This window comes from Gemmatimonadaceae bacterium, from assembly GCA_037721215.1.
Taxonomy (GTDB): Bacteria; Gemmatimonadota; Gemmatimonadetes; order Gemmatimonadales; family Gemmatimonadaceae; genus UBA4720.
In genome coordinates this window covers 1-22,869 of the sequence record JBBJNV010000036.1, presented here as the reverse complement: position 1 = coordinate 22,869, position 22,869 = coordinate 1, and the positions used below count along the sequence as shown (strand labels likewise).

At 60.1% G+C, this 22,869-nt stretch carries 23 protein-coding genes; 3 read left to right on the top strand and 20 right to left on the bottom strand.

What is annotated here, in order from left to right:
- Positions 1 to 74: 74 nt before the first annotated feature.
- The 6 genes from WKF55_15830 to WKF55_15805 all read right to left on the bottom strand — a co-directional run bounded on the left by WKF55_15830 (position 75) and on the right by WKF55_15805 (position 4,445).
- A complete protein-coding gene (locus WKF55_15830) occupies positions 75 to 1,100 on the bottom strand; it encodes a serine/threonine-protein kinase (GenBank protein MEJ7761051.1) in 1,026 nt (341 codons plus the stop codon).
- Between the two features lie 2 nt (positions 1,101 to 1,102).
- The gene (locus WKF55_15825) at positions 1,103 to 1,759 is read right to left on the bottom strand and encodes a GvpL/GvpF family gas vesicle protein (GenBank protein MEJ7761050.1); all 657 of its coding nucleotides are present in this window, start codon (positions 1,757 to 1,759) and stop codon (positions 1,103 to 1,105) included.
- Positions 1,741 to 2,751 carry a magnesium transporter CorA family protein gene (locus WKF55_15820; GenBank protein MEJ7761049.1) on the bottom strand — a complete coding sequence of 337 codons (1,011 nt, stop codon included), beginning with the start codon at positions 2,749 to 2,751 and terminating at the stop codon, positions 1,741 to 1,743. The genes WKF55_15825 and WKF55_15820 overlap by 19 nt, the downstream gene beginning before the upstream one ends.
- A 70-nt stretch (positions 2,752 to 2,821) precedes the next feature.
- On the bottom strand, positions 2,822 to 3,742 hold the full coding sequence (locus tag WKF55_15815) for a histone deacetylase (GenBank protein ID MEJ7761048.1): 921 nt from the start codon (positions 3,740 to 3,742) through the stop codon (positions 2,822 to 2,824).
- 20 nt (positions 3,743 to 3,762) lie between these two features.
- Positions 3,763 to 4,089 carry a hypothetical protein gene (locus WKF55_15810; protein MEJ7761047.1) on the bottom strand — a complete coding sequence of 109 codons (327 nt, stop codon included), beginning with the start codon at positions 4,087 to 4,089 and terminating at the stop codon, positions 3,763 to 3,765.
- On the bottom strand, positions 4,086 to 4,445 hold the full coding sequence (locus WKF55_15805) for a hypothetical protein (protein MEJ7761046.1): 360 nt from the start codon (positions 4,443 to 4,445) through the stop codon (positions 4,086 to 4,088). The genes WKF55_15810 and WKF55_15805 overlap by 4 nt, the downstream gene beginning before the upstream one ends.
- Before the next feature lie 154 nt (positions 4,446 to 4,599).
- Between WKF55_15805 and WKF55_15800 the strand changes: the two genes are divergently transcribed.
- Positions 4,600 to 6,795: a S46 family peptidase gene (locus WKF55_15800; protein MEJ7761045.1), complete on the top strand. Its 2,196-nt coding sequence runs from the start codon at positions 4,600 to 4,602 to the stop codon at positions 6,793 to 6,795.
- Here the strand turns inward: WKF55_15800 and WKF55_15795 are convergent.
- The 8 genes from WKF55_15795 to trpS all read right to left on the bottom strand — a co-directional run bounded on the left by WKF55_15795 (position 6,792) and on the right by trpS (position 16,284).
- Positions 6,792 to 8,180 carry a M20/M25/M40 family metallo-hydrolase gene (locus WKF55_15795; protein ID MEJ7761044.1) on the bottom strand — a complete coding sequence of 463 codons (1,389 nt, stop codon included), beginning with the start codon at positions 8,178 to 8,180 and terminating at the stop codon, positions 6,792 to 6,794. The two genes, WKF55_15800 and WKF55_15795, sit on opposite strands and share 4 nt — an antisense overlap.
- Positions 8,170 to 9,696, bottom strand: coding sequence for a hypothetical protein (locus tag WKF55_15790; protein ID MEJ7761043.1), 1,527 nt, complete (start codon positions 9,694 to 9,696; stop codon positions 8,170 to 8,172). The genes WKF55_15795 and WKF55_15790 overlap by 11 nt, the downstream gene beginning before the upstream one ends.
- Complete coding sequence (locus WKF55_15785; GenBank protein MEJ7761042.1) at positions 9,693 to 11,042, bottom strand: glycine--tRNA ligase; 1,350 nt, start codon at positions 11,040 to 11,042, stop codon at positions 9,693 to 9,695. The genes WKF55_15790 and WKF55_15785 overlap by 4 nt, the downstream gene beginning before the upstream one ends.
- Before the next feature lie 40 nt (positions 11,043 to 11,082).
- Positions 11,083 to 12,363, bottom strand: a complete 1,281-nt coding sequence (locus WKF55_15780) for an adenylosuccinate synthase (protein ID MEJ7761041.1) — start codon at positions 12,361 to 12,363, stop codon at positions 11,083 to 11,085.
- A 165-nt stretch (positions 12,364 to 12,528) separates the two neighbouring features.
- Positions 12,529 to 13,110 (bottom strand): hypothetical protein, encoded by a 582-nt coding sequence (locus tag WKF55_15775; protein MEJ7761040.1) that lies wholly within the window; start codon positions 13,108 to 13,110, stop codon positions 12,529 to 12,531.
- 321 nt (positions 13,111 to 13,431) lie between these two features.
- Complete coding sequence (locus tag WKF55_15770; protein MEJ7761039.1) at positions 13,432 to 13,923, bottom strand: DUF456 domain-containing protein; 492 nt, start codon at positions 13,921 to 13,923, stop codon at positions 13,432 to 13,434.
- Positions 13,923 to 15,170 carry a M28 family peptidase gene (locus WKF55_15765; GenBank protein ID MEJ7761038.1) on the bottom strand — a complete coding sequence of 416 codons (1,248 nt, stop codon included), beginning with the start codon at positions 15,168 to 15,170 and terminating at the stop codon, positions 13,923 to 13,925. The genes WKF55_15770 and WKF55_15765 overlap by 1 nt, the downstream gene beginning before the upstream one ends.
- Complete coding sequence (gene trpS, locus WKF55_15760) at positions 15,163 to 16,284, bottom strand: tryptophan--tRNA ligase (GenBank protein ID MEJ7761037.1); 1,122 nt, start codon at positions 16,282 to 16,284, stop codon at positions 15,163 to 15,165. The genes WKF55_15765 and trpS overlap by 8 nt, the downstream gene beginning before the upstream one ends.
- A gap of 107 nt (positions 16,285 to 16,391) precedes the next feature.
- Here trpS and ftcD point away from each other — a divergent pair, with 107 nt between their 5' ends.
- Together ftcD and WKF55_15750 are read left to right on the top strand one after the other, a co-directional pair.
- Positions 16,392 to 17,933 carry a glutamate formimidoyltransferase gene (gene ftcD / locus WKF55_15755; GenBank protein MEJ7761036.1) on the top strand — a complete coding sequence of 514 codons (1,542 nt, stop codon included), beginning with the start codon at positions 16,392 to 16,394 and terminating at the stop codon, positions 17,931 to 17,933.
- 483 nt (positions 17,934 to 18,416) lie between these two features.
- Positions 18,417 to 18,809 carry a BsuPI-related putative proteinase inhibitor gene (locus tag WKF55_15750; GenBank protein MEJ7761035.1) on the top strand — a complete coding sequence of 131 codons (393 nt, stop codon included), beginning with the start codon at positions 18,417 to 18,419 and terminating at the stop codon, positions 18,807 to 18,809.
- A 25-nt stretch (positions 18,810 to 18,834) separates the two neighbouring features.
- Here WKF55_15750 and map read toward each other — a convergent pair whose 3' ends face one another.
- Genes map through rpsE form a run of 6 tightly spaced genes read right to left on the bottom strand, consistent with a single transcriptional unit; the run spans position 18,835 to position 22,820 of the window.
- Entirely contained in the window at positions 18,835 to 19,587 is a 753-nt protein-coding gene (gene map / locus WKF55_15745) for a type I methionyl aminopeptidase (protein MEJ7761034.1), read from the bottom strand.
- The gene (locus tag WKF55_15740) at positions 19,584 to 20,222 is read right to left on the bottom strand and encodes an adenylate kinase (protein ID MEJ7761033.1); all 639 of its coding nucleotides are present in this window, start codon (positions 20,220 to 20,222) and stop codon (positions 19,584 to 19,586) included. Before WKF55_15740 ends, map begins: the two co-directional genes overlap by 4 nt.
- A gap of 15 nt (positions 20,223 to 20,237) precedes the next feature.
- Entirely contained in the window at positions 20,238 to 21,572 is a 1,335-nt protein-coding gene (gene secY / locus WKF55_15735) for a preprotein translocase subunit SecY (protein MEJ7761032.1), read from the bottom strand.
- 1 nt (position 21,573) lies between these two features.
- Positions 21,574 to 22,026 carry a 50S ribosomal protein L15 gene (gene rplO, locus WKF55_15730; GenBank protein MEJ7761031.1) on the bottom strand — a complete coding sequence of 151 codons (453 nt, stop codon included), beginning with the start codon at positions 22,024 to 22,026 and terminating at the stop codon, positions 21,574 to 21,576.
- Between the two features lie 58 nt (positions 22,027 to 22,084).
- Complete coding sequence (gene rpmD / locus WKF55_15725) at positions 22,085 to 22,336, bottom strand: 50S ribosomal protein L30 (protein MEJ7761030.1); 252 nt, start codon at positions 22,334 to 22,336, stop codon at positions 22,085 to 22,087.
- On the bottom strand, positions 22,329 to 22,820 hold the full coding sequence (gene rpsE / locus WKF55_15720; protein ID MEJ7761029.1) for a 30S ribosomal protein S5: 492 nt from the start codon (positions 22,818 to 22,820) through the stop codon (positions 22,329 to 22,331). Before rpsE ends, rpmD begins: the two co-directional genes overlap by 8 nt.
- Positions 22,821 to 22,869: the final 49 nt, after the last annotated feature.

The following is a 22,869-nucleotide window of genomic DNA, read 5'->3' as shown; positions in this document are numbered from 1 at the left end:
ATGTGATGCGTATCCGCCGCGCGCAATAACGAAGGGATAACGCGTCTGAAGCGGGATTATCTCGTGTGAGATGTTCAAAGAGAGCCCAGCGAGGACGCAAGCGGCTTCGCTGGAGAGACTGTCCTCGAGGTCCACGCTCCGCGCAGGTCATCGGCAGAGTCGGACTTTGCCAGAAACGATATGAGAGCGTCAGCCATGTCGTTTCCCCGCTGATAACGATCCCCGGCCCGCTTGGAGAGACACTTAGTGACGATCGCCGAAAGCTCGGTCGGAATCCGCGAGTCGACCACATCGGGCGCAGCCGCCGTCTCCGTGACGTGCTTGTAGCTTATCGAGTATCCGTCGGCGCCATCGAACGGGGGGAATCCGAGGAGCGTCTCGTACATAACAACGCCGAGCGCGTACAGGTCACTCCGTCCGTCGAGAAGCTTCCCGCGGGCCTGTTCCGGCGACATGTAGTGCGGAGTGCCCATGACGTTTCCGGTGCCCGTCATGCGGGCGCGAAAATGTCCGGTAGCGATTCCGAAATCAGTAACCAGAGCGTTCTCGTCCTCGTCGAAGAGAATGTTGTCCGGCTTGATGTCCCGGTGAACGAGGCCATGCCGATGCGCATAATCGAGAGCGCACGCTACCTGGGCCGCAATCGCTGCAGTGCGCTCGGCTGGAAACGAGCGCCTGTTGTTGATGCGGTCGGCAAGGGTCCCGCGAGCCAGATAGGGCATCACCAGAAAGACCTGATCTCCAACCGAACCAAAGTCGGTGATCGAGCAGATGTGGGGATGTACCAGTTGCGCTGCCGATTCAGCTTCGCGCCGAAACCGTTCCCGCATGTCGGCATCGCGTGCAAGGTGCGGATGCATCACCTTGATCACCACCGGGCAATCGAGGGCGATGTGGAGGGCGTAGTATACGTTCGCCATCCCGCCTTCCCCAACGCGGTGCATGACACTGTAGCGCCCGCCGGTCACGTGTCGCAACGCCGTGATGGCGGGATCGGGTGGCTGCGCATTCCGGTTGGTGACAACCGGCAGAATCTCGCTGCACCGAAGGCAACGCGCAGCGGCTCCACGGTTCCATGATCCACAATCAGGACAGAACATCGTTACCCGCCAAACTGCATCTTAACGAAATCATAGGCTGGCCACGGACCGGTGAGCCGGAAGTCGAGGCTCGTGTGCCGTTCGTCTTCTTTCGTCACGAGCTCTCTGAATACATCCCATCGCTCCGTTTCGACAAGAAATGAAGCCTGGGCTACCACAGTCGTCTCGTCATCCGGAACCGGCAGATTTATCGTCGCCGCCGACTGACCCCGCAACACGCGCATGCTCTGGGAGGCCGTCGCCTGAAGCTGCTTGGCGGTTTCCTTTGACTCTCCGGGAGTTGCATTCTCGGGATCGACACCGGCGCTCTTGACGATGGTCAGCCGCGCCTGCGAATGACCGTCAATCGAGCCCATCGCCCCGGTGAGCGCGAAGTAATGCAGCTCGAGCCACCGGGCAAGGCTGTCCCGCGATCTGAACACCGTGCCAGGCGGCGCCGGAAGCACAGCCGTGTTGGATTGAACCTCTTCGACAATCCGCGCGTACTCGTCGATCTCGGCCGCATCGATCACGACGCGCGCGTATTTGCTTGGCGCTACGACGGCGGCGAGGGCGCGAAATGGAACGAGGGATGTGCCCTCCGCGAAGGGCTCCTGCGCGCCGGTTTCGTATGCTGCCACTCCGAAGAGCCTGAGTCCGTTTACAGAAGTTTGCGCCATTTCAGTATAGCGAGGAGGATACCGCCAAAAGCGAGTTGTGCGAAGAGCATTATCCAGAAGCCGTAGGGGCTGCCAGCCCATGGGATCTTCTCGAAATTCATACCCCACATCCCACTGACGACGACGAATGGCACGCTTATCGTCGCGACGGTGCTCAATCCCTTAGTGACTGCCCCAAGGCGATTGGACACCTGTGTCAAATAACTATCGAGCACATTGCTAAGCAACTCACGGTAGGTCTCGAGGGCGTCATTGATCCGCAGTACGTGATCGAAGATGTCCCTGTAGTATATCTGGGTATCGACCGTCAGGAGGACGCTCGGACGGTTCGTCAGCACGGAGAACACATCGCGTTGCGGAGCGAGGTGTCGCCGGAGGGAGAGGACCAGCCGCTTGACATTGAAGATTTCACGCAGGGCGCTCTGGTCGAAGGCGGCAAAAACTTTTTCCTCCAGACCGTCCATGAACACGTCCAGCTGATCCAGAATAGGGAAATAAGCATTCACTGCTTCGTCGACTACGGCATGCATGAGGCGCGCCGGGCCGGCCGCGACCAGTTCCGGCTTCCTTTTCAGAATTTCGGCTGTGCGCTGCGTAGGCTTTGACTGCCCCCCATGGACGGTCACCAGGTAGTTGGGGCCCAGGAAGCAAGTGAGGTTGACGGTCTCGATGTCGTACGGATCTTCTGTGTCGTCCCGGAACGCGATCGTCCGGACGACAAGAATCAGGTAACCACCGTATTCTTCGATCTTGACCCGGGAATCGGGGTTTAGGCTGTCCTCGATAGCAAGCGGATGGAAATGAAACACGTCGCTGAGAAGTGCCACTTCCTCCGCAACGCGCAAATCCACGTCTACCCAGAGCACCCCTTTCTCTGACGCCAGCGCGCGCGACAACTCTTCGGAACTCAGCCGCTGGGTGGCAATTCCGGCGGCGTCGTGAAAACAACTCCAGGCGCCTTGCGCCGTTGCACTCGTCGTTACCTCGGGCATCGAGCGGTGCAAGTTATCGTCACGGCCGCGACGATGGCAGACGATGGCATCAGCGCCTCCGGCAACGGTATCACGTCAGGGCAGCCAGGTGAGCAACACATGCCTCTGCGACCTGGTCGGGCGCGTATCCGCCTTCGAGTGCGCTGACAATACGCCCGCCACACCAGGCGTTGGCACGGGCGACGAGACTTCGCGTCAGTTCGACAATGTGATCGTTCGCGAGAGTGAAGCCCCCCAAGGGGTCGGATGCGAGACAATCGAAACCGGCGGAGATGAGAACAAGGTCTGGCACGAAGCCCACTGTTGCAGCATCGATACCGCGCTCGAGCGCCTCGACGTACGCACCGGGCGCCAATCCTGAAGGCATCGGGAGGTTCCAGACACTCCCGTGCGGGCCCCGATCTGCCGCGGCGCCAGTGCCTGGATACCAGGGCCATTGATGCATCGACACAAAATGGATATCGGGCTCGGTCTCCACCATCGCCTGCGTTCCGTTGCCATGATGTACATCCCAGTCCACAATCAGGATCCTGGTTGCTCCGTGAACCTTTCTCGCATAACTGGCAGCAATCCCAACGTTCCCGAAGATACAGAATCCCATTGCCCGGTCTCTCAGCGCATGGTGGCCAGGGGGTCGCACCGCGCAAAAGCTCCTCCTGGTCGCGCCGGTCATCGCGCGGTCGACCGCGTCGAGAACCGATCCGGCGCCAGCGGTGGCGGCCTGCCAGGAGCCCTCGCTTGCGACGGTGTCATTATCGAGACGACCTCCTCCTCTTTCAGCCAGCTCCCTGACAGAGTCGATGTAGCCTGCATCGTGAGCTAACGAAAGCTCCTCCATGGTCGCATGACGGCCCTCGACCTGTTCGATGGTGGCGAAGAGCGCAGGCTCATTCCGCAAGGCCCTGGTGATGGCGCGCAAACGGCCGACATGCTCGGGATGCGCCCACCCTGTATCATGCCGGCCGCAATCCGAATGCGAGATGAAGGCCACAGTCGCCTCCGAAGAATCCGCTATCGGACCGGCCTCCGCCGGCGACGCGATACCAGCAGTGTCGACCCATCCTTCACTCCGACAAACGCTAGCGAAGCGTCTTCATGGAGGATCTCAAAACCGTGGAGCTTGACGACAAAGTCGCCCCCTTGCACGCCGTCGGGATACAGCGCTCTGAGCGCGGCGGTCTTGACGGAGCCCACCAGCTGCCACGAAGCCGCAACGACACGCACGGTGGTCCAGAGATCTTCGCTCTGCACCCGCATGTGAAGTGCAGCGTCGCCATTTGCTTCCAAGTGAATGACGTCGCCACCCGAGCGAAGCCCGTCAACAAACGGAATCGTCACGTTGCCTCAGCCGGGAGGGGGCGCGGCAATACCGCATCGAATTCAACTTCCTGCGAAATGGACGGGCTGGAGGGAAGATTGTCGAGAAACCGTGCCACCTGCTGATCGAACAGATATGTCGACGCCGTCACACGGGTGCCCCCGCCAGGCGCTGATGCAGTCCCGATCACAATCTCTTCGCCGCCCTGGCCCCGCAAAGTGATATGGACTGCACTTTCCTGCTCCGGAAAGGCGGCATAGATACCGCTGCGCCTCGAGAAAAAAACCCGGGCTTCGGCAAGAACATCCGCAGCCGCCAGTGGAGTCGATTTCTCCTGCAACGTGCGGGCACGCTGCGAGTTTTTCTGTGTGTCCATTTTGTGATTGTCGGGAACGCGGCTGCCCGCCAGGAGGTATGGGTTATGCGTTTTGCTGGCTGACGCCTGAATCTACCGGGCGCTGGATAGTCGGACAACCGCTAAATTCCGCTGGTCCGGATGGGAATCAACAGGTGCATCCTTTCATCGAATCATGCAAATACATACACGTGTAATCCAGAGCAGGATGAAGTTCGTGGCTTTGGCGGTCGCGCTCGGCGCATGCGCGCCCGTCCAGACAGCGCCGGTACCGGCGGCATCGAGCCAATCCACCGGCGGTAGCGCGCAGGCGACGGGGGTATTGGCCGCTCCCGGTTACAAGCCGGAGTTCGGGACGATGTGGACGTTTGAAGCCCCGCCCCTCGACTACTGGAAAACGACTTACAATTTCAGCCCTGACAAGAAGTGGCTCGACCACGTCAGGCTTGCGTCCGTACGGCTGCCAAATTGCTCGGCCTCATTTGTTTCGGCGAATGGCCTGGTGATGACCAATCATCACTGTGCCCGGGCATGTATCGAGGAATCGTCGTCCCGTGACAGCAACTACATCCAGACCGGATTCGCCGCGGCCAGTCTGAGAGACGAAAAAAAATGCGCTGGCCTCTATGTGGACCAGTTGATTTCCATCGAAGCGGTGACCGATCGGGTGCGGGGGGCAATCACCGCTTCGGGTGCCGGGGAACGGGCTGCGCAACGGAGTGAATCAATCGCTGCGATCCAGAAGGAATGTGCCGCGGCCACGTCGAATACCTGTCAGGTCGTTTCGTTGTACCAGGGGGGCATTTACTCGCTGTATCGCTACAAGCGGTATAACGACGTGCGCCTGGTGATGGCGCCTGAGGGACAGATTGCCTTTTTCGGTGGAGATCCTGACAACTTCACTTTCCCGCGCTTCGACCTCGACCTCACATTGCTGCGGGTCTACCAGAACGATGTGCCCTTCAAGCCGGCTGACTTCCTCAAATGGAGCGCCCGGGGTCCGATTGAGAACGAGGCAGTCTTCGTTGTGGGTAATCCAGGCTCCACGGGGCGACTGAACACGGTTGCGCAAATGGAGTTTCTGCGAGATGTCCAGTATCCCGCCACGCTGTCAGGCTATCAGCGACAGCTGGCGATTTATGAACAGCTCGGCGCAAGCGACACCTCGGCTCGCCGCAGATATCAGAACGATGTTTTCGGAGTCGCAAACTCGCAGAAAGCCGTCACCGGTTATCGCACTGGTCTGGTGGACAGTGCCCGGTCAGCGAGGAAGCTTGCATTCGAGAATGAGTTTCGCGCACGCATCAACGCCAACCCCGCATTGCGCACGCAATACGCCGGGACCTGGGATGCCATCGCTTCTGCCCAGCGCGGGCTGGCATCATTCAATCGGCAGCTCCGATACACCGGATTCGCGGGTGGATCTCAGCTTTTGACGGTTGCCGCACAAATCGTCCGTGTAGCGAGCGAGAGTGCGAAACCGAGTGCCGACCGTCTCGCGGCGTACCGCGGACCGGGTCTCGAAACGATCAGGGAAGGCATCACTCGTGACAGGCCAATCGACATTGCATACGAGCGGCTCGCACTTGCGGCGCAATTACGGGCGGCGCAGTCGGAGCTTGCCGCCGGGGATCCGTTCCTCGTAGCAGCGCTCGCGGGCAGGACGCCTGAGGCTGCGGCCGAGGCGCTCGTGAGCGGAACGCAGCTCGTGAATACCGCGGCTCGACGCGCGCTCGTCCAGGGCGGCGCCACCGCAGTCCTGTCGTCGACCGATCCGCTGATTGTACTCGCGCGCGCTATCGACCCGCTGAACCGTACTGTCGTCGCACGGGCAGACAGCATCAACGCCATTATTGCGACAAACGCGGAAAAGATCGGGCAGGCATTGTTTGCTGCCTACGGTACGTCACTTCCGCCGGATGCCACATTCACACTCCGTATCAGCGACGGCCTCGTGAAGGGCTATGCGTACAATGGGACGGTAGCACCGCACAAGACGACCTTCTTCGGGCTTTATGCCCGGTCGTCCGAGTTCGACAACAAGGACCCTTTTCATCTGCCGCCCCGCTGGATTGCCCGGCGTGACCGCCTCGACATGGCGACCGGTTTCAACTTTGTATCGACGAATGACATTATCGGCGGCAATTCAGGCAGTCCGGTGATCAACCGCAACGCGGAAGTGGTGGGACTGGCCTTCGACTCGAATATCGAGGGAGTGCCGAACCGTTTCCTGTTCGACGCAACCACTGGCCGCACCGTCAGCGTGCACTCCGCGGGCATGATCGAGTCGCTTCGCAAGATGTACGACGGCGGTCGGATCGCCGACGAGCTGCAGGGTATATCGCGGCAGGCCGCTCCGGCGGTGCGCTAAAGCGGCGCAGTCATCGCATCGGGAGCCGGCTTCTGACCGGCGCCCGCCGCAATCTCCAGAATGGATTCGTAAATCAGACGCGTGCCGAAGTGCAGCGATTGCAACGGCACGCGTTCGTTGTGACCGTGCATTCGCTCTTCGTCAGATTGCACCATCGGGAATGGCAGCAGGCCGTAGGCATTGATGCCGATACGCCGCAGGTGCGCACTGTCGGTTCCTCCGGTACTGAGATAGGGCACAACCGGCATTTCCGGATCGAGCGTGTGAGCGGCCTTCACAATGGCGCGAAACATTGTGGAGTCAGCATCCGAAGCCGCTTGATCATCGCCTCGCGACTCGATCGTAATTGTCACGGCGGGATCGTCGACACATGCCTCCATCCGCCGGATAACATCCTCGATGAGCTCCCCGGGAATAGTGCGCACATTCAATGTGGCGCCAGTTTCCGCGGGAATTACGTTGCCAGCCACACCGCCTGACAGCATGGTTGGAGAAATGCCATTGCGCATCACTGCGTTGAAGACTGGAGTCTGGGCCAGTGTCTTGGCCGCGTTGTCACTCGCCCCCCGGTCGGCGGACACCAGCCCGCGCATGGCGTCGCGCACAGCGCGCTCAGGCCAGAATTCTGCCAACCCTTCGAAGAATCTTCGCGTCGTCGCCGTCAGCGTCACCGGTTCCTGATGACGACTCAGTTTCTCCAGCGCTCGCGCGAGTGCAAAAACAGCATTACCGGCCAGCGGAATGGCGGCATGTCCGGCTGGCCCGCGCGCTGTCAATAAGACCTTGTGCGAGATTTTTTCCGACGTCTGCACCGCCAGATATCTCGTGCCGCCCTCGATAATGCGCGTCCTGCCCCCCTCATTGATGGCGAATTCAGCGTCCAGCAGCTCCGGATGGTGGGCCACCAGCCATGTCATTCCGTCCTGCCCCCCGGTCTCCTCGTCTGCGGTGGTAACGAACACAACGTCCCGCTCGAGCTTTAGGCCCTCATGTTCGATGCGCCGGCGAAGCAGCAGAACTGTCATCAGGTTTGCAGCGAGCATCCCCTTGTCGTCGATTGCCCCGCGTCCATAGAGGTATCCATCCTGAACGACACCCTCGAATGGGTCGAAATCCCATTTGTCCCTCTCCACACCCACCACATCCATGTGCGACAACAGCATGACCGGTCGTTGTCGCCCGTTGCCACGCAGGCGCGCCACTACCGTTGCCCGGTTGGGAACCGGCACGAGCAACCGGGTCTCGATACCTTCTGTCTCGAGCAACGATGCTATGAAGGTTGCAAGTGGAAGTTCGTTACCCGGCGGATTCGTAGTGTCGAAGCGAATCAATGACTGGAGCAGGGCGACTGTCTCTTCTTCTGCTGCACGCCAGTCAGGTTGCAAGCAGCGTCTCGATGTTTCTGATTAGCGGCGCAAAGGAAATCGTTCCACCTCCAACGGCCACTCGCGCCGCTATTTCCTCAGCCGTCTCGCGCTGGCCCTCGCCCCACAGCTCCTGGGTCATCCACGGGCCCGCAGCCGGGTTCCGGAACCAGTCGATGTCGAACCGCGAGACGAGTGATTCATTCAGCAGCGACTGCAGCTGCCATGCGCGCAGGTAACGAGTCGAGTAATAACGCGGATCAAAATCGATGAACGCGTCCGCCGTCCGGTACTGAAAAGTCGTTGCGCGACTCAGAGTTTCAACATAGAGGTCAGGAACTGTTCTCCATTCCGTATTGTCTCCGTACGCTTCGACTTCATAGATCAGCTTCCCGCAGTACCGCCTGAGATAGTGCAACTCTTCGAAACCGGCGAGGCGCAGAAAAGCGTCGATGTTGTTGCGATTGAGATCAGTATATCTCAATAGCCATCCGCGATCCTGCATCCGGTGGTCAAACAGCATCGCATACGACTCCGTGACCGAGTTATCTCCCAGCCAGCGGTACTCGAATGGATAGTCTTCACGGGCATTTGCGAAATGAAGCGCATGTCCAGTCTCATGGAGCAGTGTCGTGTAGTCGCTCTGCCCGCCATGAGGCCGGAGGACGAGATAGACTTCCTGGGGAACGCGGGTGGGAGCGCAAAAAGCGCGCGAGCGCTTCCGCGGTCGGTCGCCCATGTCGTAGATGATTCGCCCGCCGGCGTCGGCATCCAGACCCATCTCCCGCAGCTGTCGGGAGACGGAATCCTGAAGGGTCTTGCCAGGGAACGCTGCGTCGTACTCCGACGCGCGCAGGAGTGCCAGCGCATCCGCGCGGGTAGCCTGAGCCGGAGTGATTCCCAGTGAATGTCGCAGATGGTCGGGCAGCGTATCGTCCCACATCGGCTGAGTGTCGCGCAGGAAAGCGGCACATTCGCCGGCCAGCCCCTTGAGCGAAATCCCAGTGACCGCCTCGAAGGTATCGTTGTAACCCCCGGCAATTCCAAGGGACTCAATATATTCCTTCTCACGCTGTAATCGTTCGAGGCGCATCGGAGCATGCTCGGCATCAACGAGCTTCGCGCGGGCTTCGTCAAGCAGCAAGCGCTGATTTCGGTCTTTCTCATTGGCGATTGCAATCGTCGCCGCCTGATATTGAACGCGCCGACCCTCGCTCGTTTCGATAAACGCCGAGCTTTCCCATGCGATCTCACGCTCATCGAGCGCCGCGAGCGACCGGGATGCCTGCGATTCCAGCTGCCACTCTAGAAGCAGCCTCGCAGAGCGGTGCTCTTCCGTGCCTTCCTCGGCGCTTTTGAAAAGGTCGACCGTGAACTCGAGCGCGTTACCGTTCAGAACGCGACTATAGCGATTGTAGATGGGCTGGAATTCGGCACTGGGCTTCTGGCCTGAGTGGGCCAGGTAACTCTCGCGCGAAATCTCCTCCGTGAATGCCTGACCCTCATCGCGCAGAAGCTGGAGAGTCAGGCCACTCACTCTGCAATCCGCTTGTAGAGATACTCGCGAAGACTGTCGACCGAAACACGCTCCTGCTGCAACGTGTCGCGCTCCCGAACCGTAACAGAGTTTCCTGCGGCAGACTCACCATCCACGGTGATGCAGAAAGGTGTACCAATCTCATCCTGACGACGGTAGCGTCGACCGATCGCGCCGCTGTCGTCGTAAAAGACGGCGAATACCGGCCGCAGATCGTCGGCAATCTTTCGCGCAATCTCCGGCATGCCGTCTTTCTTTACGAGCGGGAATACGCCAGCCTTGATCGGAGCCAGTGACGGCTGAAGCTTGAGAACTGTCCGCCCCTCGGTTTCGCCGGCAACACCCTCTTCACAGTACCCGTTGACGAGAAGCGCCAGCAGCGTACGGTTGGGGCCTACCGCAGTCTCGACGACAAACGGAAGAAATCGCTTGTTCGCGCCCTGCTCGAAATACTCGAGTTTCTTGCCGGAGAAAGTCTGATGCTGTGTGAGATCGAAGTCGCCACGATTGTGGATGCCTTCGATCTCCTGGAACCCTAGAGATCCGCCAAAATCGAACTGAACATCGAACGCCGCACGCGCATAGTGCGCCAGCTCGTCGGGCCCATGCTCGTGGAACTGAAGCCTGTCCCCCGCCAGTCCGAGTGCGCGATGCCATGTCATTCGCTGTTCTTTCCAGTATTCGAACCATTGCATGTCGGTCCCCGGCTCGACAAAGAACTGCATCTCCATCTGCTCGAATTCCCGTGTTCGAAAGATGAAATTGCCGGGGGTGATTTCATTGCGAAACGCCTTCCCGATCTGCGCTATGCCGAACGGTATGCGCTGGCGGGTGGACTGCTGAACGTTCAAAAAGTTGACGTAGGTTCCCTGAGCGGTTTCCGGCCGCAGGTAAACGACCGCCGCCGTATCTTCGGCAGGCCCCATAAAAGTCTTGAACATCAGATTGAACTGACGGGCTTCACCAAGCGTGCCTTTCATACCACAGGCAGGACACTGGGCATCCGGCGTGCCCGGCGTGCCTTTGATTTTCTGATCGTCGGCGCGGAAGCGTTTCCTGCAGTTGCGACAATCCACCAGCGGATCGACAAACCCACCTACGTGTCCGCTGGCTTCCCAGACTCTCGGATGCATCAGAATCGCCGAGTCCAGACCTTCGACGTTTTCTCTCGTGCGGACCATGTTGTTCCACCAGCGCTCCTGGAGATTCCGCTTGAGCTCAACTCCAAGCGGCCCGTAATCCCAGACAGATCCGGTCCCGCCGTAGATTTCGGAGGACTGAAAGATGAAACCGCGCCGCTTTGCGAGCGACACGAGTTTGTCCATCACGTCGGGCTGGTTGGGCATAGGCTGCTAAATATAGTGTGGCCAACTGCTGCTTCCCGCGTCAGGCACTGATGATCTGATCGCGTCTCGTGCCAACGCTAACGTATGCGATAGCCGTCTCCACAAGCGATTCGATGCGGTCGAGATACTTTCGCGCCGGGGCAGGTAATGCCGCGAGCGTTCGGGCATCGGCAGTGGATGTTCGCCATCCGTCCAGCCACTCATATTGAGGCACCGCCCCCTCGAGCGCAGTCAGGTCGCCGGGGAAGTCAGTGTAAAGGTCGTCTCCGATCTTGTAGCCGGTGCAGACCGCTACCCGGTCGAAGCTGTCGAGAACGTCGAGTTTCGTGACGGCAAGCCCGGTGAGGCCGTTGATACGAGCCGCATACTTTACGACGACCCCGTCAAACCATCCGCAACGCCGTGCACGCCCAGTCGTCGCGCCGAACTCGTTGCCGAGGGTGCGCATCTGTGTGGAAAGTGGTTCTTCGAGCTCGGTTGGCAGTGGTCCATTTCCAACGCGCGTCGTGTACGCTTTCACGATTCCCAGTGCCGCATGGATCGCCATCGGGGAAATTCCGGTGCCGATGGCTGCGCCGCCGGATGTCGTGCTGCTCGAGGTGACGAAAGGATATGTGCCATGATCGACGTCGAGTAACGAACCCTGAGCACCTTCGAGCAGCACGTTTGCGCCAGTGGTAATGGCACGATGAATCACCAAGCCGACGTCGTCGGTTATCGGCAAAAGCCGAACTGCCAGCCGCGCGAGCAGTGCCAGCGTAGAGTCTACGTCAGCACGCTCGTGCACCCCGTATGATGCAAGCATCGCGTTGGCGTGAGTAACTCCTTTCTCAACGAGCGTCCGCAAACGGTCGCGATGACGAAGGTCGAGTACCCGGACGCCCCGTCGCGCAATCTTGTCCTCATATGCAGGTCCGATTCCGCGGCCTGTAGTGCCAATCTCCCGGCTCGCCGATGATAAGGAATCGACCAGTTTGTGAAATGGCAGCACGAGGTGTGCGCGATCGCTCACATACAGCCGTCCGTGCACATCGACGCCATCTGCGATCAGCTCATCGATTTCCGTGAACAGCGTTTCGGGATCGAGGACGACACCGTTTCCAATCGCGCACCGCACCCCCGGGTGCAGAATACCGCTGGGGATCTGATGAAGGACGAATGATTTCTCACCGATCTGAACCGTGTGCCCCGCATTTGCGCCCCCCTGATAACGGACTACCCAATCGGCGCGCTCCGACAATACGTCAACGAGCTTGCCTTTGCCCTCGTCACCCCATTGCGCGCCGACGATAACTACGGTGCGCGTCTTCGAATCGAACATGTAGCTCCATCCGCACGTGCATGAATTCGAGCGGGTGTCTCGCGCGAGCGCGAACGCATGACTGGTTGGAAAACGAAACGCCCCGGCGCGATGCGCGGGGCGTTGGCTCAATCTACGGGAGAGGGTGGCGCTGTCAATCAGTGCCACCCTGCGAGCCCTTCAATGCTACATCTTCATCGCCATGTCGGCGTCGGCCGCGTTGGGCTCCTGCGGAAACATGATTCCGGACAGGTATGGACTCGATTTGTCGCCGGCCATCAGGGCCATAGCCGTCTTCGCGTAGAATGCGCGGGCATCTGCAACCGTTCTCCGGCCGGTGGCAATGTCGTGCGCCAGGTTGAGCGCGAGATTGTTCGCCTCTTCCTTGTCGCACTGAGCCGAGAGCTCGCCCCTGGTACGGTGAAACCAGACGCTCCCGTCGTACTGGGCCAAGTCGTCTACTTTATCGATTGGGACGGTGTGCATGACAGTGGACGTCAGGTAGTCCGGGTGCGGCATGGGAAAATTGTGCATCACCTCCGTGCGGGCCAACTCGATCTTCTTGTAAGGACCCTTGTTGTACCAGATCATGACCTGATCGCCGGCGACGTTCGGGGCTCCATACTTCGCGACGAGCATCATGCCCGATTCGCGTTGCTTCGCGGGCCACGCGGCGAGCATCGCCGTAGCGCCGCCATTGCCGTTATTGCTGCCTGACTGAGCAGACGACGATCCGTCAACGGTACCAGAGCCGTTGCTGGAGCCCATGGAACCTGAGGGCGTGGACGCGCAGCCCAGCAAGGCAAAAGCGCAGGAGGCGGAGGCGAGGCGCAAGGCATTCCGCCCTGACAATGCCCTGTGAACCTGAATTGGATGGTGCATAATGAAGCTCCTCGTTGTGGGGGGCAGCACTCGCTTCGTACGAGGGGAAGAGTGCCGAGTACACGTCAGTCGGGCATAAGCCATGCCGGTCTGCACGTGAGGGGCGATTTTGGCCAATGCGGGACGAGGCGCATGGCGAAGGAACACCATACGCCGGGGCCGAGATCTGTATCGTGCCGGCAAAGGCTCCGCTGCGGAACGCTGCGCTTATCGCATTGCCGCGAACAAAATCCACGATGCAATGGCGCATCCCACACCGATTTTCATCGCGGTTGCGACGGCCCGGCCGATCAGCGCACCCGTAGCCACGCGGGTGGAATCCCCGTGGCTTTTCCCCAGACTCATTTCTCCTGCCAGCGCACCAACGAAACTGCCGGCAAACGCACCTATCAAAGGTCCGACGATCGGCAATGGGAAGCCCATCAGCGCGCCCACAATACCACCGATGATTGCACCCCAGCTTGCCCGCCGCGAACCACCGTACTTGCGCGCGTACTTGCCCGCCATTCCGAACTCGATCACCTCAGCTACGATACCCAGAACGGTGATGCCGATGAGCGTGAACCAGCCGATCGGCCATCCACCGACGAGGAAGTTGTAGCCGACAGCAGTGGCTATCATCACCCACAGGCCGGGAAGCCCGAGTGCGATGAGAACAAGCGAACCGAGCAGAACGACACCAAGAATTACGATCGCCATTACGTAAGCTCCTCCATTGTGGCCGCGAGCAGCCGGGCCGCCTGAGCGATCCCGGTCCCTTCGATATCGTCGGGTCGATCGCCTTCTGTATGTACGAGTGCCAGTGTCGCGATGTTTCCACGGCTCAAGGTGAGCGAATCCCATCCTGCGTCGCTGAAGGCCACATTGTCAGCGAGCACCCCCGGCAGCATTCCACGAATCTGGATTTCATTTCCATAGCGGGCCGCTGCGCGCCTGATGGCGCCCGCAAGTCCGGACGCACCTGACTTCCCTTTCATCATGCATATAAAGTGACCGTCATCATCGATCGTGTCGCAGTTGAGTGCGATCTGTCCCCCGGGCCGTTCATTCACGAAAGCGCGTGCGCCGGCAAGACCAAGCTCTTCGGCGCTCGAGATGAGCACGCCCACGGCGCGGCTTCCATCGAGTTGACGCGCCGCCATGAGTACCGCGGCAACCCCGCTGGCGTTGTCGAGAGCACCTCTCGATCTGTTGCCGACAATGCAGAGCATCATCGGTATCGTCGATAATCCCGCAAGGCAGGCAACAACGTTTATTGCCAGGTTCATCGACGATAGCGACGTCTGAGACGCATCCCCTCCCGGATTGGCGGGCGGTGGCGAGTCAAGCGCAAGCGCGCTGGCGAAGAGAAGTACGGTGAGCACCGCGAACAGCACGACCGAAAGGATCACGCTCACGATTCGTGCGAGCATTGGAACTGTCTGCGACTTTGTGTCGAGGTGCGCCACGAGCCAGCGGGAAGGTTGCCCGTATGACTTGTCAGCGCGTGTTGCAATCAGATTCACCGATCGCGATCTGAGCCACGGAATGCGAGTCGTGCCATGTCGAGCAACCCAGGAGCCACCAACGCCAAGGATCGCAAATCCCCCGACAAGAATCAGCAGGCCGGGGACCGGCGCGGAGTGACCGGCAGCCGCGTGGCTGGCAGCAAATGCCAATATCGCCATGTAGACCGCGCCGATGGTTGGTGCCCACCGTCCCGGAAATTGCGAGAACTCGAAAACCTGTTCTCGTACATCGAAACCCAGACCGTGCAACTCATCAGTGCAGATCGTTCGCGCATCGCTCTCGGCGGCGCTCCCCGCATTTCGAGGATGTTGAGCAAGCCGTAGCAGGAGTGCCCGTGCAGCGGCAACATCGGCCTCAGCCGGCAGTCCCTGCGGGACAGCCGATGAATGGTTCGCCGGCAATCGGCTCACATCCCTGGCCGATGTCGAATCAGCCAAGACCCATTCGCGCCCGCGTCTCGCGCATTGTCACCTGCGCGACCTTCCGGGCACTGGCGCCCCCATCGCCGAGCACGTCGTCGAGCCGGGTTGGGTTGGCAATGATTTCTGCGGCTTTAGCGCGAATAGGCCCGAGCTCGATTTCCATCGAGGCCAGCAGTACTCTCTTGCAATCGATGCATCCCCAGCCGGCAGTACGGCACTGGATGGCGACGTGCTCTACCGTCGAGGGCGCGCTGAACGCACGGTGGAGCTGATATATGTTGCAGACCTCCGGTGTGCCGGGGTCGGTTCGGCGAACTCTTGCTGGATCTGTCACCGCGGGACGCAATTTGGTCCAGATCTCTTCCGGCTTCTCGAGGAGACCGACGGTGTTGCCAAGCGACTTCGACATCTTCGCTTTCCCGTCGAGCCCCATGATCCGCCGGGTTGGAGTCAGCAGCGGTTGGGGCTCGGGAAAAAATCCAGGTTCTCCCTCAGCATCAGGCGGGGCGATGCCAGCGTGAGGGGTGGCCACGTTAGCCTGAGGCGCAGCGACCTTAGCCTCAGGCGCGGCAACGCCCAGATCAGCGACAGCAAAGTCAGCATCACTTCCTTGCGTACCACCCACAGCAAACTTCGCGTTCCAGCGGCGCGAAATTTCGCGCGATAGCTCGAGGTGCTGAACCTGGTCTTCACCCACCGGAACCAGGTTCGCTTTGTACAGCAGAATATCTGCCGCCTGCAAAACCGGATACATGAGAAGCCCCGCCGCAATACTGTCCTGCCGGCTTGACTTATCCTTGAACTGGGTCTGCCGCTCCAGTTCGCCAAGGGGGGTGATCGTGTTGAAAATCCAGCCAAGCTCGGTATGTTCCGGCACGGCCGACTGAACGAACATTGTGCATCTGTCCGGATCGACGCCCGCTGCAAGCAGCGACACCGCCATGTCGCGCGTGCGGCGTCGCAGCTCGTGAGGCTCATAGGGCGCGGTGATCGCATGGTAGTCGACAATGCAGAAATACGACTCGTATTCATGCTGCAGTGCGACCCAGTTCTTTACCGCGCCCAGGTAATTGCCGATGTGCAATTCGCCCGAGGGCTGAATTCCGCTGAAGATCCGTGACGCGGTCATCGGGCGAAGTTAACGGGAGTGAGGAATGCGTTGCAAGGAAAAAAGCACATCAACCGGCTCATTGAAGCGCTGAATCGCAGCGCGTCCGAGCCTCAGACTTCAGGTGTATGAAACTCATTGAGTGCGTTCCAAATTTTTCCGAGGGCCGGCGCCCGGAGATAACGCTCGCTATTCGCAACTCGATTGCCGCCGTCGAGGGCGTCACTATTCTCGATTCCTCGTCTGACGCATCGCACAATCGGTCGGTGATAACCTTTGTGGTTCCTGCGCATCATGCGGTTGAAGCGGCCTTCGCAGGGATGCGAGTGGCGTCGGCACTAATCGATCTGCGTCTGCACACCGGCGAGCATCCTCGCATCGGAGCTACCGACGTCGTTCCGTTCGTCCCGCTGGAAGACGCAACGATGGACGATTGCGTGGCACTCGCACGCCAGCTGGGAGAGCGGGTGGGCAATGAGCTCGGAATCCCTGTTTACCTCTACGAGCGTGCCGCCACGCGTCCCAGTCGCGTGAATCTGGCCGATGTTCGTCGCGGCCAGTTCGAGGGACTGGTCGACGAAATCGGCGCCAACGCTGAACGCGAGCCCGACTTCGGGCCCAATCGAATCCATCCCTCTGCCGGCGCCACCGCCATCGGTGCCCGTCCTTTCCTCGTTGCCTACAACGTCTACCTCGGCGGTGCAGAAAACCTCGGCCTCGCGAAGGCGATCGCGAAATCCGTCCGTGGGTCGTCCGGTGGATTCAAGGCAGTGAAGGGGCTCGGCCTGGAGGTGGATGGGCAGGCGCAGGTGTCGATGAATCTCGTCGACACTAAGGAAACTCCGCTCCACGTTGCGTACGATTTCATCGCCCGGAAGGCACGCGCTGAAGGCATAGAGGTGACGTGGAGCGAGATTATCGGCCTCGTACCCGAGCAGGTATTGTTTGAAGCTTCAAGCAATTTTCTCAGACTCCGGAATTTCTCGGAGGACCAGGTCCTGGAGCGCCAGGTCTCCCTTGCAATACGTGCCAACGCCGGAGTTGAGGGCGAGGAGGCATCGGATGCGTTTCTGGCCGCGGTGGCTTCTGCAGAGCCGGTGCCGGGGGGTGGGAGCGTCGTTGCGTATGCAGGTGCACTCGGGGCAGCACTGACCCGCATGGTCGCCGCCCTGACGATCGGAAAAAAAAGATACTCGGACGTCGAAGACGAGATGACGGCCGTCGCCTCAGGTTCTGCGGCGCTGGCAAAGGCATTGTCCGCCCTCGTGAAGAAGGACGCTACCGCGTATGCGGCGGTCTCTGCCGCTTACAAGCTCCCGAAAGACACAAGTGATGGCGCGACCATGCGGAAGGAAGCTATCGATACTGCATTGATTGGCGCGGCTGAGATTCCGCTCGAAACTGCGCGGGCATGTGCACAGGTAGCGGAGCTCGCCGCAACAGTGGCGGCGAGGGGCAACTCTAACGCAATCACCGATGCGGGTGTCGCGGCGCTGCTTGCCGAGGCAGCCTGCAGAGGGGCGGCGTACAACGTTCGGGTGAATGTCATGTCGCTCACGGACACATCCCGAGGAGAGCAGCTCGCGCGCGAAGCTTCGGAACTGGTCCATGCAACGTCACTTTACGCGTCAGCGGCTTCGGGCGCAGTGGAGCGCGCTCTCACAAAGTAGAGTGCGCCCGCTCGAACGTGCCTGTGTTTAGTCCCGTTGGCAAAAGTTCATCTGGTATCTTTGCCAGGACGTCGTTGAAGCCGAGGATACAGGCGGCGATAGCGGCTCGCCAAGTCTTTGAATACCGGGTGGACCCTTTGTTTGGCACAATTTCACTGAAACTATTTGGGCTCTTGCGAGGTCGCGATGAAATTTATCCAGGTTATAATTTTAGCCCGTTGTGGGCAATGTTTCAGGAAGTCGGATACAGCACAGTGACTCGGTAAGAAAGTGTCTTGCCCGCTAGTCGGGAAGTATGGCCGATCAGTCAGAGCCCTAACGATCATTGCTGCCGCGTTATTACCGGGGTGCGTGTCAGGCGAGTCCGCTGTTGCCCGGTCTCAGCTGCGCCCATGGTGCGGAGGTGACGCGGGTACATCAACTCCTGGATCGCCGGCCAAAACCCCCGCTGCAAGCAGTCTGCCCACTGGCTTTTCATCGGCGATGCGAGTCAAATCCGTAGTCACCAGGAACGAGTTCAGCGTCCGCTTTTCAGGCATCGTTTGGAACGCGACACCACACGAATTGATACTGCGTCTCGGCGGCGCCTCTCCCGAAGCGGGTGTCGATTACTCCGTAGCCGACTCTGCCGGTCGCGTCGTTTGGAGACGGGACGCGGGGAGAAGCCTGTTTCTGGTGCTCATGTTGATTCCGGTTGCCTCCGGCGATTCAATTACGTTTTTCCATGACTGGAACCTGCGCGACTACCGGGGATTCCGCCTGGCGCCAGGCAGGTATTGCGCGCGGGCGCGTGCGTACCTGGGTGGCAACTGGGCCGACGTTGGCAGCGGCAGGGCCGACGTAGGGAACCCCCAGCCGTTCCAAATCACCCCGTAACCTCATCGCCCGGTCATCGACCCCTCTACCCTTCCGTCAACACCCTCGGTCCGTTCTCCGTCACCGCCACGGTGTGCTCGAAGTGGGCAGATCTCATCCCATCTGCCGTCACGATAGTCCACCGGTCGGGCATTGTTCTGATCCCCGGCTTCCCGACATTCACCATCGGTTCGATAGCGATCGTCAGACCCGGCACCAACCGGATGCCGCGTTTGGGTTTCCCGTAATTCGGCACCTGCGGCTCTTCATGAAAACCAGTTCCGATTCCATGACCTACCAGATCGCGAACCACACTGAACCCCGCGCGTTCGACGACCTGCTGTACTGCCGCGCCAATGTCACCAAGGTGGTTCCCTGCCCTCGCCGCATCGACCCCGGCGTCCAGGGCTTCACGCGTTACGTCGAGCAATCTCTGAGACTCCTCGGCCACGGCACCAACTGCCACCGTCGTCGCGGAATCAGTGTGGTACCCTTCGTACTGTACTCCGACGTCGATCGACACGACATCCCCCTCGATGAGCACCCTCTTTTTAGATGGGATCCCATGCACTATCTCGTTGTTGATCGATGTGCAGATACTCGCCGGAAAGTCGTAGAGCCCCTTGAACGATGGCACCGCCCCCGGATGCCCCCGAATGAAATCCTCGGCAATGACATCGAGATCGGCTGTCGTCATCCCGGGCTTCACCGAACGCTCCATCAGCTTTACAGTGTCCGCCAGAATCTTTCCGCCCCGCGCCATGATGTCGACCTCGCGCCGGGACTTGAGCTGGATCATTCCTCGAGCAGCGCTTTCAGGGCGCGATCGGTAATCGCTTCGACGGGACCAGTAGCATCAACCGTCACGAGGCACATCTTCTTCTCCTTCGCCCACTCGATCACCGGAGCGGTCTGAGCTTCGTAAACACGCAAGCGATTGCGGATCGACTCTGGCTCGTCGTCCTTGCGCCGCACCAGCGTGCCTCCGCATTTCTCACAATCGGCACCGGGCTCGAGCCCTCTGTACGGCGTCTGGCAATTCTCACACACCGTACGACCCCCCAACCGCATCACCAGCTCATTCTCGGCGACATCAAAAAGGACGAACTTGTCCACTTTCCGGCCGAGCTCGGCGAGCATTATCGTGAGGCCCTCAGCCTGGGGCACCGTGCGCACCACACCGTCGAGGATGGCCCCCCGGGCGGCATCTGGCGACGTCAGCACTTCCTTCATCATGCCGAGGATGACGGAATCCGGGACAAGATCGCCGCGGTCCATGAACGCCTTGGCCGAAAGGCCCTGCTCGGTGCCGTCCCTGACGGCAGCTCGCAACACGTCGCCGGTTGCCACCTTCGGAATTCCGAGGTGGGCGGCCAGCCGCTCGCCCTGAGTGCCCTTGCCCGCTCCAGGGGGGCCAAGCAGTACCGCTATCATCTGGGCGCGGGCGGGCTAGAAGCCGCCGCCCATCGCCTGCCGACCGCGATACCGCACGCGGCCTTTCTTCATGAAGCCGTCGTACTTCCGCAACAGCAGGTGCTGCTGGATCTGCGCCATGGTGTCGAGCGCAACACCCACAACGATGAGCAGGGACGTTCCGCCAAACTGGAACGGAACGTTGATGACGTCGGCAATGAATACCGGCAGCAACGCGATGAACGTCAGGAATATCGCCCCCGGAAGCGTGATCCGGGTGACGACATGGTCAATGTATTCAGCCGTCTTCGAACCCGGCTTGACGCCCGGAATGAATCCGCCCTGTTTCTTCAGATTCTCGGACAGATCGATCGGGTTGAAGATGATCGACGTGTAGAAATACGTGAAGAAGACAATGAGGGTCGCCGATAGCACGTAGTACAGCCAGGTGCCCGGTTGGAAAAGCTCGGCTGCCTGCTGGGCGCCGGGGTTGCCGCTGAACTGGGCGATCGCCCCCGGCACAATGATGACCGATTGCGCGAAAATGATCGGCATAACGCCGGAAGCATTGACACGAAGCGGAATGAAATTCTTTGCCGCCTCACGCATCCTGCCGCGGGCCATCGTACGCTGCGGGATTTGAATCATAGCCCGCCGCGCGGCCATTGTGATCGCGATCGTACCTGCGACGACCCCGAGCATCACGAAGCCGAGTAAGAGGAGCGCAAGGGGCGCCAGCGCACCCGTTTGAACGAAACGGAAAGTACTGAAGATGCCCGGCCAGAACCGCTCGATAATCGAGAAGAAAATGATGAGGCTGGCGCCATTTCCAAGCCCACGCTCGGTGATCTGTTCGCCGAGCCACATGACGAAGATCGCGCCAGCGGTAAGGAACAGCACCATTTGTACGATAAACCCGAAACCGGGGTTAATGACTGCGTTCTCAAGCGACGACGTGAAAAGCGCAAAGCCGTACGCCTGCACCACCGCCAGCAACACGGTAAAATACCGCGTCCATTGCGTGATTTTCTTCCGGCCTTCCTCGTCCTTCTGCATCTTCTCGACTGTCGGCACGACGGCGCCGGCAATCTGCATGAAAATGCTCGCCGATATGTACGGCATGATGCCCAGCGCAAAGACTGTTGCGCGCGACAAACCTCCGCCGACGAAGAGGTCGTACAGCCCGAGGATGCCGCCGCCGCCCTGATTTCTGAAGAAATCAGTGAGCGCTACTACATCGACACCCGGAACCGTGATGTGCGCACCTGTGCGATAAAGCACAAGGCACAGGAACGTAAACGTGATTTTCTGCCACAGTTCGGGCGTGTTGTAAATGTTCTGGACCGCCGCCGCTGGGTTGTTTTGTGCCATGTTACTCCTCGACGCGGCCCCCGGCCGCCTCGATCTTCTCGCGTGCGCCCGCGCTCATCTTGATACCGCGGATAATGACTGCACGAGACAGATCGCCATTGGCAAGCACTTTCGCGGGGCCCTTTCGCGCATTGATGAGCCCGGCCTCAACGAGCGACTCCCGCGTGGCCTCGACTCCTGCAGGCAGGCGCTGCTCGAGATCGCTCAGACGAACGACCTGATGCTCTATCCGAAAGATATTCGTGAACCCACGCTTTGGCAGTCGCCTGGTGAGCGGCATCTGTCCACCTTCGAACTGCGGCTTGCCACCACCGGGCCCATGATGTCCAGCACGGGCCTTACTGCCCTTATGCCCCTTGCCAGAGGTTTTTCCTGTTCCCGATCCGGGTCCGCGGCCAATCCGCTTTCGATTACGATGCGAGCCGGGCGCTGGCACGAGGTTGTGCAGGCCCAGCCGTTCCACGCTCTCAGGAGCATCGGATTCCATCACTGCGTTCTTTTTTGCCACAGCTCTATTCCTCGACCGTCGTCACTTCTATCAAGTGACGGACGCGTTTGATCTGTCCGCGGAGTGATGCCGAATCCTGCACCGTGATTTCCGCCTGATGGTGTCTCAGACCCATCGCTTCGAGGGTCTGTCGCATGCGCCACGAGTGACCGATGCCGCTTCGCACCTGCCGGATGCGCACTTTGCCAGTGGTGAGAATCGACTTGGGCGTAGTGCGAGGCCCTTTCGTATTCCACCACACATGAGTTCTAGCCAAGTTGTGACTCCCTTACTTTCGCCCGCGACCGGTAGCCGAGCGAGCTGACCTCAATACCGCGCTCGCGCGCGATCTCTTCTACTGTAGTGAGCTGCTTGAGACCATCGAGCGCCGCCAGCACCATGTTGTGGGGGTTGGTGGAGCCCAGGCTCTTGGTGAGAATATCCGTCACTCCGGCGCACTCCATGATTGCGCGCACGGCACCTCCGGCAATTACACCGGCACCCGGTGCGGCTGGCTTCATCAGAACCTTGCCCGCCCCATGCTGGCCGACGACTTCATGCGGAATGGTGCCGCCCGTCATCGGTACGCGCGCCATGTTGCGGCGCGCACCGTCAACGGCCTTGCGAACCGCCTCGGAAACTTCGTTTGCCTTGCCAGTCGCAAATCCGACCTTGCCCTGTGCGTCACCCACCGCGACGAGCGCGTTGAAAGAAAACCGGCGTCCGCCCTTGACGACTTTGGCAACGCGGTTGATGGCAATGACGTTCTCGACGAGCTCGCTGCCGCCCTCTCCACGTCCGCCGTCACGT